A 14,593-nucleotide genomic window follows, 5' to 3' on the forward strand; every position below is an offset into this window, starting at 1 on the left:
CCGCCGTGCGCCGGCCGCGTCAGTCGTGCACGGTGCGACTGTCGGCGGGCACGGCCGCCCGGTCCTTCAAGCCGTAATCCCTCACGACGTGCGCCACCCGCAGGCGGTAGTCGCTGAACACGCCTCCTCGGCCTTCGCGCTGGGCCTCACGGTGGGCCTCCTGTCGCCGCCACTCGGCCACCGCCGCCTCGTCGCGCCAGTAGGACAGGGACAGCAGCTTCCCCGGGGTGCTGAGGCTCTGGAACCGCTCGATGGAGATGAAGCCGTCGATGTCCGCCAGCAGGGGCCGCAGCTCCGCCGCGAGGTCCAGGTATCGCTGCCGATGCGACTCGTGTGTCCAGACCTCGAAGATGACAGCAATCATTCCAGTCCTCCCAGGACGCGGGCATTGGTGGAAGCACGCCAGGTGACGGGGCCCGACAACGGTGACAGGTCCAGGCCGCTCGCGAGCACACGCTCCGCCGCCGCCTTGGCCATCGTCGTCGCGAGCAGGGGCCCAGGACAGGCATGCGAGCCCAGGCCGAAGGTGAAGCTCTGGCGCCGCGCGCGCTTTGGCAGGAAGGCGTCGGGCCGGGGATTCTCGAGTGGATCCCGATTCGCGGCGGCGAGCACGACGACCACGGTCGTACCGGCCTCCAGCGCCTGACCCGCGATGGTCGCGGCGGCATGGGTGAAGCGTCGCGTGTTCTGGACCGGGGAATCGTGTCGAGCCGCTTCCTGGACCACGTCGTCCATCGTGCACGCGCCATGTGAGAGCTGCTCGCGCAACTCGGGCACGTGAGCGAAGGCCCGCAGCGTCGCGCCCAGGAGCCCGGCCGTCGCTTCATATGCCTGGGTGAGCAGGCCCACGGCGTTCGGGATGCGCAGGTCCTCCGAGCCATGGCCTTCCAGAAGCCGCGTCGTGAACGCGGTCCTCGCCGTGGACTGGAAGCAGGCCGCCACGCGTTCGTTCAGCCTCGCCGCACCCTCACTGCCCGCAGGAGGACCGGCGGCCGAGCGGACATAGGCATCCACGTCCTGCACGCTCGCCTCCAGCGTGTCTTCCGGGAAGCCCAGCAGCGACCCCAGCACGAACACGGGAAGCTGGAGGGCGGTGTCCGGCAGCCGAGACAGTGATGGCGTCGCGAACAGCCGTGCCGCCCAGCGGCGGCTCTCCGCTTCGACCTCACACAGCGCCTCCGGCAATGCGCGTGAAAGCGTCTGCTTCACGGCGGGGTAGGGGCCTCCGTCGTTCATCCGCACCAGCCGGCCAAAGAGGGCCCCGGCGGCGGTGCCCACCAGATGCGGAGGCACCGGCTCCGACAGTGGCCGGACCCGGCAGTGCTCGCTCGTGAGCACCGCGCGGACGGTGGCCGCATCCGCCGCGATCCATGGCCCGAAGCCGGGGACGCGGTGCAGTCCTCCCCGGGCGCGAAGCTCCGCGTAGTAGGGGTACGGGTCGGTGTGGGTGACGGCCTGATACGGGTCGGTGGGCGGTGTCATCGGTCCTCGTGGCCGGGCACTCTGCTGCCGTTGCCGTGTCCGTGTGTTAGAAAATGGTTCGTCATGGACCGAACGATGAATGCAGGGCCGGACCTCACGACGCTGGCGACGGCCGTGGGGGACGCCACGCGGATCCGGATGCTGGAGCTGCTCATGGAGGGACGGGCGCTCATCGCGAAGGAACTCGCGTTCGGCACGGGCGTCAGCCCCGCGACGGCGACCGCGCACCTTCAGCGGCTGGAGCAGGCCCGGCTGGTCCGCGCCACCCGGCAGGGGCGCAACAAGGTGTTCCGGATCGCCACGCCCACCGTGGCGCGGATGGTGGAAGCGCTGATGACCGTGGCGGTCCGTGGACCCCGTGCGTCAGTGACTCCGGAACCCCTGCGTGCCGCGCGCTACTGCTACGACCATCTTGCGGGCAGATTGGGCATGGGCATCACCGACGCGCTCCTGCGGGCCGGGCATCTCGCCCTTCGTAAACGCGCGTTCGCGCTCACCCCGAGCGGCGAGGCGTGGTTCCAGGACTTCGGAATCGACCTGGCGCCCGTGCGCGAGCAGCGGCGCCACTTCGCCCACCGCTGCCTGGACTGGAGCGAGCGGCGCGACCACCTTGCAGGGGCGCTGGGCGCGGCGCTCGCCGCCCGGGTGTTCTCATTGGGATGGGTGGAACGTCAGCCCGACTCTCGCGGCCTCATCGTCACGCCTGGAGGCCAGCGGGGGATCAAGCGTCACTTCGGCGCGCTGTAGGCCGCGGCGTTCGCGTCCGCGCGCTCCCGGGTGCGCTGGATGGCGACGGAGACCGCTTCGCCCACGACGCGAGGGAGGCCGTGGGAGTCCATCGCCATCAGGCCCGCCTCGGTGATGCCTCCCGGGGTCGCTATCTCCGTGATGAGGCGAGGGGTGGTGGCGCCGGGTTCGGCCAACAGCTTCGCCGCGCCAATGAGCGTTTCCTTCGCGAGTGCCGCCGCCTCCGCCGCGTCCATTCCGTGCGCCATCGCGGCCTGGGCCAGGGCCTCCACGAAGCGGAAGACATACGCGGGGCCCGTGCCGCACACGCCCGTGCAGACCGTGAGCGCTTCCTCGGTCATCCACATGGGCCGTCCCGTCGCCGCGAAGACGGACTCGGTGGCCTGCCTCGCGCTCTCCGTTGCCCGGCTCCCGGCCGTCAGGGGCGTCACGCCCGCTCCCACGCGTACGGGCGTATGGGGCAGGGCGCGGATGACAGAGACGCTGGAGGGCAACGCCGCTTCCAACTGCGCGAGTCGCACGTCCGCGGAAAGCGACACCACGGTCTGCCCAGGTTCCAAGGCAGGCGAGATGACCGCCATCAGGTCCCGCAGCTGCGCCTGTCGCACCGCCAGCACGACTACGCCCGCGCCCCGCACCGCCTGCGCGTTGTCCATGAGGACGTGCACGCCGTGCCGGGAGCGCAATTCCTCTCCGCGCTGGGGCCGGCGCACCGTGACGCGAAGGTCCGACGGACGCACATGGCCGGACCGCAACAGTCCCAGGATGAGGGCTTCGGCGATCTTGCCGCCTCCCAATAGGACGACGGGGGCGGGAATGGAGTGGGACGCCATGACGGAAGCCTAACCCCAGGTAGGCCGCCAGGAGTTCGCCAACAGAGTCTGTGATCCGGTGTTCGCGGCGGCGCGCCCCTTGGCGGGGTGCGGCAATGGGGACCGACGGGATGCAGGAGGGGACGGCGGGGTGAGCCCACGAAGAGAGGCGCCCGCCCGGGGCCGGTTTCCTCAAAACTTGTCCGACAGTCGGACAGGTTTTCGATGCATGGGGCCCGGGGCCCCGGTGCATCCACTCAAAGCTTCACACCCACCGTGGTGCGCAGCTGCGTGTCCAGGGCGGGCACTGTCGCGGGCGGCGCGCTGTCGTAGGTGAGGTTGAAGCCGATGCCCACTGTGACGCGGGGATTGGGTGTCACCGCGAAGATCGTCTCGTTGAGCACGCGCAGGTCGGAGGGACGGGTGACTCGCGGCTGGATGTAGACCGTCTCCACGAGGTTGATGTTCTCCATCAGCTTTATCCGTCCCAGCAGGTAGCTGGAGACTCGCGGATCCGTGTAGCGGTCTCCCGCGTCCGGCTCTCCGTCCTTGCGCAGCCGCTCGTGCTCCAGCATCAGCGCCACCCCGAAGGTGAGCCCCAGGCGGTCCTCGTTGAGCAGGATGAAGCGCGGTCCCGCGCCCAGCAGGATCCGGAGCTGGAGCCGGCGGAACTCGTTGTATTCGTGCTGCGCGAAGATCTCGCCCGACACCGTGTCCGTGAGCTTGCGCCGGTAGCGCACGTGCTCCAGCACCTGGCTGACGATGCGCTCGCCGCTGGCGAACGAATACTCACCCCGGATGACGCCCAGCCAGACGTCACGCTCGGAGCGCAGCTGGCCCACCAGGGAGCCCCGAATGGAGAACAGCTCCGTGCTGCCCGTGCGCCAGTCGCCGCCCAACTCGATGGCCGCGGCCGGCCCCGGCTCCGCCTTCTCGTCGAAGAGCGCCTGCACGTTGACGATCTGTGCCGCCGCGCCGCTCGCGTGGAGCAACACCACCAGCACCACCCACCCACCCGACTTCAGGAGATTCATGCATCCTTGCTGTGCCTGCTCTGGCGCTCTCGTTCAACCCTGTTGTGGGGCTCCGGTGCGTCGGTCCAGCGCTTGACGCCAACGGTCCAGGAGGGGCATGCCTGCGCTGTTTCCCAGGCCCTTGCCCTGTCCGGAGTCCGCCCATGCAGGTTCACATCATCGATGCCTTCACCCGCACCGCCGGTGCGGGAAATCGCGCGGGCGTGGTGCTCGACGCCTCGGCGCTGGATGTCCCCACGATGCAGCGGACCGCCGCGGCCGTCAGCGCGTCGGAGACCGCGTTCCTGCTGTCCCGGCCCGGTGACGCCACCGTGCGCCTGCGCTACTTCACGCCCGTGGACGAGATTCCCTTCTGCGGCCACGCCACGGTGGCCACCTTCCACCTGCTCGCGGAGAAGGAACTCCTGCGAAGCCCGGGGACGTACACGCTGGAGTGCCCCGGCGGCACGTTCGGCATCGAGCTGGAGCCCCAGGGCACGCGTGGGACTCGGGTGTGGATCGCCACGCCCCCGCCTCCCGTGCAGCCCAACCCCGTGGCCCTGGACGCGCTGATGGCCACGTTGGGCGGGACCGCGTCGCAGGTGGACCCGTCACTGCCGGTGATCCGCCAGGGCCACCGGTTGGTGGTGCCCCTCCGGCGGCTCGCGGACCTGGAGGCCCTGACGCCGCGAGGCGCGGCGATGAACGCGCTGCTGATGCCGCACGGCTTGCGCGGCGTCTACCTCTTCACCCGCGAAGCGAAGGAGGAGGGGAGCGTTGCCCAGGCGCGCTACTTCGTCCCGGGCTTCGGCATCCTGGAGGACCCCGTGACGGGCTCCGCCGCGGGACCGCTCGCGGCTTACCTCGCCGAGCACGGGAGCCTTCGCCTGCCGGAGCACGGCGGCACGGTGTCGAGTCGCATCGAGCAGGGCGACACGCTCGGCAAGCCGGGTCGCATCGACATCCAGGTCACCGGCCGACCAGGCCACATCGAGCGCGCCCTCGTCGGTGGAGTGGCCCTCACCGTGATGGACGCCACGCTGCTCGCATAGCGAGGCTCACGCGCATGACGGACCGCGGTGCCGGGCCCCTTGATGGCTTCGCCGCGCACCTCCAGGTTCGAGGTTGGGATGATTCCATCCCCGATTGAGTGACCGGTGCGGTCCGGCGGCCAGGCGGCAGCCGGCTCCACCGGGGGAGGACGTCATGGCAACCGACAACAGGAACCCAGGCGCGCAGGGGGGGCCCTCCTCCTCGCCCGTTATCAAGAACGCCCAGGCCGAGGTGCCGAGCGCCACCTCGCTGGGACAGGACCCGAGGACGGGCGCTGGCATCAGCCGCCGCGAGTCCCAGGCACCGGCCACTGGCAGGGAAGCCGCGCCCGTGAGTCCGTTCGGGCTGCTGCGCCGGATGATGGAGGACATGGACCAGCTCGTCTCCGGCTTCGGAGGCCGGGGCCTCACCGCTCGGAGCGGCCTGCTGGAGGAGGGCCTCTGGTCACCGCAGGTGGATGTGCTGGAGCGGAACGGGAGCCTCATCGTGAAGGCCGACCTGCCAGGAATGCGGCGGGAGGACATCCACGTCGAGGTGCTGAAGGACCTGCTCATCATCGAAGGCGAACGCTCCTTCGAACTGGAGGAGGAAGAGGAGGCCGAGGGCATCTGGAGCCTGGAGCGCAGCACCGGTCAGTTCCGCCGCGTCATCCCGCTCCCGGAAGGCATCGACACGGAGTCGATCCAGGCGAACTTCGAGAACGGCGTCCTGGAGGTCTCCCTGCGGCTTCCGGAGGAACTGCCCCAGGGCAAGCGCATCGAGGTGAAGGGAGGCTCGCGCGAGCAGGCCCGGCGGATGACGCGCGGCAAGCCCATCCACTGAGGGAGGGGCGCGCGGATCAATGTGTGTGCCGGCGGCCCTCGTCTTCCACGACGGCCGCCGCCACCTTCTCCGCCGAGTCACGCAGCTCCGCTTCGGGCGGCGAGTGCCAGGACTCGAAGGCGAACAGCTTCCGCATCAGCTTCCCGGCCTGATAGCCGGGGCGCAGTTCGATGGCGTCGAACATCCAGGACAGCGCTTCGTCCGCGAAGGTGTACCAGGACTCCTCGCAGCCCGTGGCGTCCATGGTGAGGTTCATCGTGGTGACGAGTCCATCCGCCAACGCCAGCGTCCGGATGTCATTGTCGCCGGGGCCGGACGGCAGGTCCCGCTTCAGCGCCTGGAAGTGGGCATCCAGCTTGAACAGCCATTCGCGCGACTGCTCCAGCGCGTTGATGATGAGCTGGATGTTGTATTCCACGCCCATGTTCGGGGTGGGCTTCTGTCTGAAGAAACGGTGGCACCAGCAGTAGCCGCCGAAGCTCTCATTGCCCAGATACAGACCCGTCTCCGTGTACCAGGGCCCCAGGTTCTGGTTGAGCATCCGCTGGATGTGCTTCGCCATCGTGTCGTGCTGCTCGTCCGTGAGCTTGCGTGTCCCCGGGGGCACGCGCGGCGCCAGGTATTCGCGCAGCAGCCGGATGAGCTTCTCCGGCTCATACCCGTCCAGGCTGTCGCGGATGCGCAGCCAGTGCCCCAGCGCCGAACGGCTCATACGGCCACCTCCGCCACCCGCGCCGCCGCGTCCCGGAGGACCTCCGGAGGAGGCGCAATCCAGGACGTGAAGACGAAGGCCGTGTCCAACTGCTCCTGGGTGGCATCCGACAAGGGCAGTCCCATCGCCTCGATGCACCACGACATGGCGTCCTGCGCGACCTGGTACCAGGTCTCCTCGCAGGACGTCGTCTCCGCCGTCAGGTCCACGGTCCGCACCAGCCCTTCCGCGAGCGCCTTCGCCCGGAGAGCCTTGTCGTCGGCCGCCAACTCGAGCTGACGGCGCGCGGCCTGATACACGCCGTCCAGCGCGTACAGAAACGAACGGATCCGCTCCAGCGCCTCCAGCATGAGCTGGATGTTCGCATCCACGTCCATCGTCCGATGCGGCGGGTTCTGGTTGAAGAACGAGTGACACCAGCAATAGCCCCCCAGCACTTCATTGCCCAGGGGCAGGCCGCTCTCGATGTACCAGGGCCCCAGCTCGGCCTGGAGCAGGTCCTTCACGGCGTTCTGCGCCTGCTTGAGCCGGCTTGCGTGGATGCTTCCGGACCGAAGGGGAGCCAAAGCCTCCCTCAGCCGGGACGCCAGCGATTGCGGTGCGTAGTCATCCAGGCTGTCGCGGATGCGGCGCCACGTGAAAGCCGAAGCGTCACTGCTCATTCGGGCACCTCGTTGGGGCACGGGGCGTCCGGCCCCGCGATGGTCCGGGCCAGCAGCCTTGCCAGCCGTGTGTAGTTCACCGCGTCTCCGGGACGCTTGGGCCACAGCACCACGGGCGCCAACGGTGGCGTGGGCAGCCGGCCCCGGCGCAGCATGTATTCCAGCCACAGCCGCGCCGCGCGGGCGTTGCCGTCCGGGAAGGGGTGGAAGAAACACAGGTCCAGGTACAACCGCGTGGCATGTGCCACTGGATGACGCTCTTCCCTCGCGTCCGCTTCCACCTTGGCGCGGAAGGCCGCCTCCAGGCCGGGCGCTTGCGCATAGCGGTGCGCGCCTCCCCGCGCGAAGGCGTCCCCGGTGCGGAAGCCCGTGGGCGCGCCCAGGAGCTCCGACTGGACCTCCACCATCCGGGCGAAGGTCAGCGGCTCGCCCATGTCCGCGAGCCGCCGCACCCGGTCCAGGGCCCGTTCGAGGCGCTCCGTCCGCGCAGGGCCCTGGGCTTCATGGGCCGGTGCGTCATGGCGGTGCAGGAAGTCCTCCTGGGCCCCCGTCTCCCGGAAGGGCTGTCGCGCCGCCGCCGCCAGGTCCGCCCGGAGCGTGGGCAGCGCCCAGTCCAGGGCGAGCGTGGCCTCCCGGTGGGGCGCGAGCTGCTCGGTGGGGGACGGGGTTTTCACTCGGGATCCGGGACGAAATGGGGGGCGGAGAGCCCAGCATGGCCGGGGCCGGGTGACAAACACCCCGGGCGATAAGGCCCTCCCGTGGGTCACGGAGTGGAGCCTGGGCTCACAATTGCGTAAACAGGTCGTTCTCGCAGCAGGGAGAAGGCACTGAATGAAGACGTTCCTCGTGGTCAACCCGCGCAGCGCCAACGGGCAGACGGGGAAGCGATGGGTGGAGATCTCCGCGCAGGTGGGCAAGGTGCTCGGTGACTTCGGGTACGGCTTCACCAGCGGCGGCATGGATGCGGCGCGTCTGGCGCGGCAGGCCATCGATGACGGTTTTGAGTGCATCGTCGCGGTGGGCGGCGACGGCACCCTCAACGAGGTCACCAACGGCTTCTTCCGCGACGGACAGGTCATCAACCCCCGGGCCACGCTGGGCCTGTTGCCCCGAGGCACGGGCGGCGACTTCCGCCGCACCTTCGGGTGGGACCTGGAGCTGACGTCCGCGCTGGAGCGGCTGCGCACGGAGACGACCGAGCCCTTCGACGTGGGGCGGCTGGAGTTCACCGACAACGACGGCAAGCCGGCCACGCGCTTCTTCGCCAACATCGCCTCGCTCGGCGTGAGCGCGGTGGTGGCCCGCGAGGTGAACCAGGGCAGCAAGGCGCTGGGCGGCAACCTGAGCTTCATGTGGGGCACCGTGAAGGGCCTCATCAAGTACCAGGAGCAGCAGGTGCGCCTCACGGTGGACGGCGGTGAGCCGGAGACGGTGAGCGTCACCGCGGTGGCCGTGGCCAACGGCCGCTACTTCGGCAGCGGCATGTTCGTGGCGCCCGACGCGGTGACTCACGACGGCCTCTTCGACGTCACCATCTGGTCCAACTACGGCCTGTCCGACTTCGTCCTCAAGTCCAAGGGCGTCTACAACGGCGACCACGTCACCTGGAAGGGCACGCGGAGGCTGCGCTGCCGCACCATCCACGCGGAGCCGCTGACGGGCGACGTGTTCCTGGACGTGGACGGCGAGACGCCGGGCCGGCTGCCCTGCACCATGACGCTGTTGCCGGGCGCCATCCGCCTCAAGGTGTAGCGCCGGAGCGGGGCGAGCGCCGCGCGTCCTCCACGGGCGCGCCGACGCCAGACGAGGCGGGCGTGGGGCGGTACCAGCTTGTCTGTCCAATCAGGTGCCGCGTGAAGCCGTCCTCCACCAGGGGCGAGGCCTCCGCGGCGCCCAGCACCAGGTAGCCGTCCGCGTGGAGCATCCGCCGCACGCGGGCGAGCACCGCGCGCCGGGTGGGCGCGTCCCAGTAGATCATCACGTTGCGCAGGAAGACGAGATCCACGGGCGCTTCCAGCGGGAAGTCCTCCATCAGGTTGAGCGGCCGGAACTCCACCGGCTTGCGCACCTGTTCACTCAGCCGCCACCCGTCGCGCTCCTGGTGGAAGTAGCGCTGGCGCAGCTCGGGCGTCAGGCCCCGGTGGATCTCCTTCGCGTCGTAGCGGGCCTCGCAGGCGCGAACGATAGCGCGGGTGGAGAAGTCGGTGGCGAGGATGCGCACCGTCCATCCGGTGATGAGCAGCCCGGCCTCGGTCAGCGTCATCGCGACGCTGTAGGGCTCCTGACCGTAGGCACACGCCGCGCACCAGATGCGCAGCGTCCGCGTGCGGATGCGCCTGGCCAGCAGCGTGGGCAGCACCGTGGTTCGCAGGGCCTCGAAGACGGGCGCGTCGCGGAAGAAGGCCGTCTCGTGGTTGGCCAGCGCTTCCGCCAGGCGCTGGTGCAGCGGACTGCCCTCCGGCTGCGAGCGCAACCGCGAGACCAGCGAGGAGAGGTCTGGCAGCCGTTCCTCGCGCATGAGGGGCGTGAGCCGCGTCTCCACCAGCGCGTACGTGTCGGACTCCAGCACGAGCCCGGAGCGGCGCAGCACGCGCTGCCGCAGGTACGCGAAGTCGTCGGGAAGCAGGGACATGTTCAGGTCCTCCGTCCGCGCGGATCCACGCGCCGCGCCAGCTCCAGGGCCAGCGCCTCCAGGGGCACCACGGCATCCGCGAGCCCCGCCTGCTCCACCGCACCCGGCATGCTGCCGACGACGCAGCTGGCCTGGTCCTGCACCACCACCTGACCGCCTGCCTCGTTCACCCTCCGGCAGCCGCGCAGCCCGTCCTGGCCCATGCCGGTGAGCACCACCGCCAGCACCCCCGCGCCGTACACCTCCGCCGCGGAGCGGAAGAGCAGGTCCACCGCCGGACGGCACGCGTTCTCCGCCGGCCCCTGGTGCGTGAGCAGCCGCACGCCCGTCGCATCCCGGCACACGGCCAGGTGGAAGTCGCCGGGAGCGATCCACACCTCGCCCGCATTCACGGATGCGCCCGTCACCGCCTCGCGCACGGTGAGCGGCGTCACGCCCTGCAACCGCTCCGCGAGCAGCAGGGTGAAGAGGGGCGGCATGTGCTGCACGATGAACACCGGCACCGGCAGGTCCGCCGGCAGCGCGGACACCAAGCGCACCAGCGCGCCCGGGCCTCCCGTGGACGCGCCGACGACGATGGCCTCCACCCGCGCGGGAACTCGCGGCCTGGATTGCGGCTCGCGCGTCACCAGTGGGGGCGAGGGCGTGGCGGACGGCGTGCGCACGTTCAGCGCCTTGAGCTTGCGCACCAGTTCATCCCGCACAGCCTCCACGGTGATGTTCATCCCGCCCGCGGACGTGGGCTTCGTCACGTAGTCGCGGGCCCCCAGCGCGAGCGCCTCCAGGGTCAACACGCCCGCGCGTTCGGTGAGCGCGCTGAACATCACCACGGGCAGCTCCGGGGCGCGCTGACGCAGGAGCTTCAGCGTCTCCAGCCCGTCCAGCTCCGGCATCTCCAGGTCCAACAGCACGACGTCCGGCTGGAACTGCTCCACCTTCGCCAGCGCGATGCGGCCATTGGGCGCGGTGGCGACGACCTCCAGGCCCGGAGCCGCGCCCAGCAGCAGCGACACCTGGCGCCGCACCACGGCCGCGTCGTCGACCACGAGGACCCGGATGGCGTTCACTCGCACCCGCTTCACCGCGCCGCGTGCGCGACCGGGCAGCGGCCCACGAGGGCGCTGGAGGCACTTTCGCCATACACCTCGTGGCGCGGACGGCTCGCGAGGATGGCGCTGGCGCCCCAGTTCGTCACGCGGTGGAAGGCCTCGGACGCGACGAAGGCGTCGAAGCCCTCGCGGCTGTGCCACTCGGAGACGATGAGGTAGCGCCCCGGCGCTCCCACGCTCTTGAACAGCTCCGTGTGAGCGTGCGTCGGCAGCGTGCGCATCGCCTCCAGCACCAGCGCGAACTTCCGCTCGAAGGCTTCCGCCTTGCCCTCACGCACTTCGTAGTTCATGCCGATGGTGACCATCCATCACCTCCTTGTCCGTGTTTCATTCGAGCCAGACCCGGACACGCCGGCGGCCCTCATCCAGGTGGAACAACTCCGACGGCCGCAGACCCGCCGCGACCGCCGCGATACCAATGGCCGTCGGATCCACGCCCCGCGCCGCCAGCTTGCGAGGCAGGTCCTCCGGCAGCAGGTCCTCCAGGTGCGCCGTCACGTCCGCGCGGAAGGTGAGCGCGACGCGCGTCCGCCCTCCTTCCGTCACCTGGACCTTCAGGTAGCGCGCGGTGCCCTCCACGGGAGCCTCCGACGGCGATGGCGGAGGCGGCAGTGACGGGGCACAGGCCTCATCCAGGAGGGGGCCCCATGCGATGGGCGCATCCAGCACGTCCAAGTGTCGCACCAGCCCGTGGAACGCGCGCAGGACGAACAAGAGCGACGCGGGCCCCGCCGCGCGGAAGTTCCAGCGGTGCGGCCCCAGTGCCTCGGTGAGCCGCTCGCCCAGGCGCCAGCTTCGCGCGTGGAAGGGTTGGTCCAGGAGGAAGGGCTCCAGCAGCACTCGGCTGACGGCGGGCAGCGCTTCCGCCATGGGCTCCAGCAGCTCCGGCGCGAAGCCCAGCATCACCCACGCGGACAGGAGCTGCTCCGGGCGCGGCGGCGTGCTCGGACAGTTCAGGAGCGTGATCAACCGCCCCAGCCCCACGGGCAGCTCCGGCGGCAGTGTCTTCACGCAGCCGAAGTCGAGCACTCCCAGCACGGGCTTGCCGTCCGGCCCCCGCGACACGCGGTAGTTGCCCGGGTGCGGATCCGCGTGGAGCGCGCCCCACGTGAAGCAGCCGTGGAGGAACAGCCGGACCAGCGTCGTGGACAGCGCGCGGCGGTCCGCTTCGCTCCAGCGCCAGCCCTCCGCGAGCGATGCGCCCTCCACCCACGTCATCACCAGCAGGTCTTCCCGCGTGAGTTCATCCACCGGCACGGGGATGACGGCGCCCGGCACCTCCGCCATGCGAGTGCCCGCGTCCCGCAGGGCCTGGGCCTCATGGCGATAGTCCAGCTCGCCCTGGAGCATGCGGGCCAGCTCGTGGCGGTAGGCGGACAGGTCCAGCTTCCCGCGCCAGCCTCCCAACGGAGCGGCCAGCCACCCCAGCGCGCGCAAGTCACCCCGCACGGCCTCCGCGATGCCCGGGTGCCGCAGCTTCACGGCCACGGTGCGCCCGTCATGCAGCACGCCCCGGTGCACCTGGCCCAGCGACGCGGCGATGCCCGCGCCCTCCAGCGACTTGAACACCTCCCGCCACGGACGGCCCAACCGGCGGGACACCTCCGCCAGCGCGGCCTCCGGGTCGAGCGGGGAGGGCGCCTCCGCGAGCGAACCGAACCCCGGCGTGTCCGCGCCCAGCTCCGCGAGTGTGAGCACCTGGCCCACCTTCTGGGGCAGCCCGCGCAGCCCCAACAGGCGCTGGGCCAGCTCGTGCCGCGCGCGCTCCGCGTCCTGGGGCCGGGACCCCCGCCGCAGACGCGTGGAGGCACGGGCCACCTGGCCCAGCTCCCACCACCGCTTCAATCCGGTTCGCACGTGCCGTCGCTCCCTGTGCCTGACGCCGCCCGCGCTACTTCGTCCGCGTCTGCTTGTCGGAGGTGTCCACCTGCACGACCAGCCGTTGCAGCGACTGCGCCATGTGGGCCAGCTCCACCGCCGAGCGCTGCGTGCTGCCCGCGCCCTCGGTGGTGCTGCGCGCGGCCTCCGCCACGGCGGCCATGTTCTCGGAGATCTGCTGGCTGCCCTTGGCGGCCTCGCCCACGTTGCGGAGGATCTCCCCCGCGGTGGCCGTCTGCTCCTCCACGGAGGAGGCGATGGACGTCTGCAGCTCGTTGATGCGGCCGATGGTGGCGCCAATCTCCAGGATGGCGTTGACCACCTCCTCGGTGTCGCCCTGGATGCTGCCGATCTTCTGACCGATGTCCTCCGTGGCGCGGGCGGTCTCGCGCGCCAGCTCCTTCACCTCGTTGGCCACCACCGCGAAGCCCCGGCCCGCCTCACCGGCGCGGGCCGCCTCGATGGTCGCGTTGAGCGCCAGCAGGTTCGTCTGCTGCGCGATGGAGGTAATGACCTTGATGACCTTGCCGATCTCCTGGCTGCTCGTCCCCAGCTTGCCGACGACGCTGGACGTGGAGTCCGCGAGCTTCACCGCGGAGGACGCCACCTTGGCGGCGGCGCTCGCGTTGCGCGCCACCTCGCGGATGTTCGCGTTGACCTCCTCCATGCCGGACGCGACGCTCTGCACGTTGCGGCTGACCTGTTCGGCGCCGGCGGACACCTGGGTGGCCTGCGCCGCGGTCTCCTGCGCGTTGCTCACCATCTGCTGGCTGACGCTGGACAGCTCCTGCGACGACGCGGCGAGCGTCTGCGAGTGCTGCGTCACCTCCTGGAAGATGCCGCGCAGGGTGCTGTCCAGATCCTTCTCACGCTGCTGCACGGCGAGCTTCTCCGTGATCAGCTCCCACGTCACCATGGGGCCCAGGTAGCGGCCCTGGCCGTCGTACACCGCCGTCACCAGCAGGTCCGCGGTCTCCGGCCCAATGGGGATGTTCGCGCGCACCGGCAGGTTCTTGTCGTTGGCCAGGATCTTCCGCTGGTACGCCACGTCCTTGTGGAAGACGTCGATGTGGGAACCCAGCACCCGGTCCGCGGCGATGGGCAGGTGCTTCTCCACGCGCTGCAACAGCCGGCGCGAGGCGGGGTTCAGGTAGACGATCTTCAGGTCCAGGTCGGCCACCATCACGCAGGTGGGCGCGTTCTCCAGCATGGCCCTCAGGCGCGCCAACTCCGTGTCCGCGCGCCGCGTCCGCCGCCGCCAGCAGCGTGGACACGCGCTCGCGGTCCAGCACCAGGCGCCGGTCGCGCGCCAGGCCGAGCATCTCCTCGGCTGCGTGCATCAACGCTTCCAGGCGGCTGAAGCCCAGGAAGCCGCAGGTGCCCTTCACGGTGTGCAGGGCCCGGAACAGCTGCGCCAGCAACGGCTGCGAGCCCGGCCGTGCCTCCAGCTCCAGCACCGTCGCCTCGATGCTCTGCACGTGCTCGCGGGACTCGAGGAGGAACTCCCGCATCACGTCGTCCCAGCCCGGAGTGTCACCCACGGACCATCCGCGTCCGTTTAACGCGATGGAGAAAAGCAGAGCAGAATCAAAGACATAGGTGCAGCCGAGCAGGCAGGCCCGTCGAAACGGGGGGACGAGGAACATTCTCCTGGCATGAAGAAGAGCACTC

General features: G+C 70.4%; 16 protein-coding genes and 1 pseudogene. 4 read left to right on the forward strand and 13 right to left on the reverse strand.

The genetic code is table 11. The annotated features are described in order from the left end of the window. Positions 1-19 precede the first annotated feature (19 nt). Both D7V77_RS33100 and D7V77_RS33105 read right to left on the reverse strand, forming a co-directional pair. The gene (locus tag D7V77_RS33100; RefSeq protein WP_120580272.1) at positions 20-364 is read right to left on the reverse strand and encodes an antibiotic biosynthesis monooxygenase; all 345 of its coding nucleotides are present in this window, start codon (positions 362-364) and stop codon (positions 20-22) included. Then, complete coding sequence (locus tag D7V77_RS33105; protein ID WP_120580273.1) at positions 361-1,482, reverse strand: cytochrome P450; 1,122 nt, start codon at positions 1,480-1,482, stop codon at positions 361-363. Before D7V77_RS33105 ends, D7V77_RS33100 begins: the two co-directional genes overlap by 4 nt. Before the next feature lie 63 nt (positions 1,483-1,545). On the opposite strand from D7V77_RS33105, the gene D7V77_RS33110 reads away from it, so the two are divergent. Further along, complete coding sequence (locus D7V77_RS33110) at positions 1,546-2,229, forward strand: helix-turn-helix transcriptional regulator (RefSeq protein WP_120580274.1); 684 nt, start codon at positions 1,546-1,548, stop codon at positions 2,227-2,229. Here the strand turns inward: D7V77_RS33110 and proC are convergent. Further along, complete coding sequence (gene proC, locus D7V77_RS33115) at positions 2,211-3,062, reverse strand: pyrroline-5-carboxylate reductase (protein ID WP_120580275.1); 852 nt, start codon at positions 3,060-3,062, stop codon at positions 2,211-2,213. The genes D7V77_RS33110 and proC overlap by 19 nt on opposite strands. Positions 3,063-3,298: 236 nt before the next feature. After that, entirely contained in the window at positions 3,299-4,075 is a 777-nt protein-coding gene (locus D7V77_RS33120) for a YdiY family protein (protein ID WP_120580276.1), read from the reverse strand. A 143-nt stretch (positions 4,076-4,218) separates the two neighbouring features. Between D7V77_RS33120 and D7V77_RS33125 the strand changes: the two genes are divergently transcribed. Next, positions 4,219-5,106, forward strand: a complete 888-nt coding sequence (locus D7V77_RS33125) for a PhzF family phenazine biosynthesis protein (protein ID WP_120580277.1) — start codon at positions 4,219-4,221, stop codon at positions 5,104-5,106. 154 nt (positions 5,107-5,260) lie between these two features. Beyond that, positions 5,261-5,929, forward strand: a complete 669-nt coding sequence (locus tag D7V77_RS33130; RefSeq protein WP_120580278.1) for an Hsp20/alpha crystallin family protein — start codon at positions 5,261-5,263, stop codon at positions 5,927-5,929. A gap of 16 nt (positions 5,930-5,945) precedes the next feature. Here the strand turns inward: D7V77_RS33130 and D7V77_RS33135 are convergent, their stop codons facing one another. Genes D7V77_RS33135 through D7V77_RS44395 form a run of 3 tightly spaced genes read right to left on the reverse strand, consistent with a single transcriptional unit; the run spans position 5,946 to position 7,977 of the window. Next, entirely contained in the window at positions 5,946-6,641 is a 696-nt protein-coding gene (locus tag D7V77_RS33135; RefSeq protein ID WP_120580279.1) for a hypothetical protein, read from the reverse strand. Then, positions 6,638-7,303 (reverse strand): hypothetical protein, encoded by a 666-nt coding sequence (locus D7V77_RS33140; protein ID WP_120580280.1) that lies wholly within the window; start codon positions 7,301-7,303, stop codon positions 6,638-6,640. The genes D7V77_RS33135 and D7V77_RS33140 overlap by 4 nt, the downstream gene beginning before the upstream one ends. Continuing rightward, positions 7,300-7,977 (reverse strand): Fic family protein, encoded by a 678-nt coding sequence (locus D7V77_RS44395; protein WP_199733932.1) that lies wholly within the window; start codon positions 7,975-7,977, stop codon positions 7,300-7,302. Before D7V77_RS44395 ends, D7V77_RS33140 begins: the two co-directional genes overlap by 4 nt. 157 nt (positions 7,978-8,134) lie before the next feature. On the opposite strand from D7V77_RS44395, the gene D7V77_RS33150 reads away from it, so the two are divergent. After that, positions 8,135-9,055, forward strand: a complete 921-nt coding sequence (locus D7V77_RS33150; RefSeq protein ID WP_120580281.1) for a diacylglycerol kinase family protein — start codon at positions 8,135-8,137, stop codon at positions 9,053-9,055. On the opposite strand, the gene D7V77_RS33155 is transcribed toward D7V77_RS33150, so the two are convergent. From D7V77_RS33155 to D7V77_RS46050, 6 genes and pseudogenes are all read right to left on the reverse strand, one after another. Next, the gene (locus D7V77_RS33155) at positions 9,045-9,935 is read right to left on the reverse strand and encodes a protein-glutamate O-methyltransferase CheR (protein WP_120580282.1); all 891 of its coding nucleotides are present in this window, start codon (positions 9,933-9,935) and stop codon (positions 9,045-9,047) included. The two genes, D7V77_RS33150 and D7V77_RS33155, sit on opposite strands and share 11 nt — an antisense overlap. 2 nt (positions 9,936-9,937) lie before the next feature. Then, entirely contained in the window at positions 9,938-11,002 is a 1,065-nt protein-coding gene (gene cheB / locus D7V77_RS33160) for a chemotaxis-specific protein-glutamate methyltransferase CheB (protein ID WP_120580283.1), read from the reverse strand. Between the two features lie 11 nt (positions 11,003-11,013). Next, complete coding sequence (locus tag D7V77_RS33165; protein WP_120580284.1) at positions 11,014-11,349, reverse strand: antibiotic biosynthesis monooxygenase; 336 nt, start codon at positions 11,347-11,349, stop codon at positions 11,014-11,016. A gap of 22 nt (positions 11,350-11,371) precedes the next feature. After that, on the reverse strand, positions 11,372-12,901 hold the full coding sequence (locus D7V77_RS33170) for an AarF/ABC1/UbiB kinase family protein (protein ID WP_147452236.1): 1,530 nt from the start codon (positions 12,899-12,901) through the stop codon (positions 11,372-11,374). Between the two features lie 34 nt (positions 12,902-12,935). Further along, on the reverse strand, positions 12,936-14,150 hold the full coding sequence (locus D7V77_RS33175) for a methyl-accepting chemotaxis protein (protein WP_233605139.1): 1,215 nt from the start codon (positions 14,148-14,150) through the stop codon (positions 12,936-12,938). A gap of 22 nt (positions 14,151-14,172) precedes the next feature. After that, positions 14,173-14,568, reverse strand: a pseudogene (locus tag D7V77_RS46050) (Hpt domain-containing protein); the annotation flags it as partial. Positions 14,569-14,593: the final 25 nt, after the last annotated feature.

The organism is Corallococcus sp. CA041A (genome assembly GCF_003612075.1).
In the GTDB taxonomy this organism is placed as follows: Bacteria; Myxococcota; Myxococcia; order Myxococcales; family Myxococcaceae; genus Corallococcus; species Corallococcus exiguus.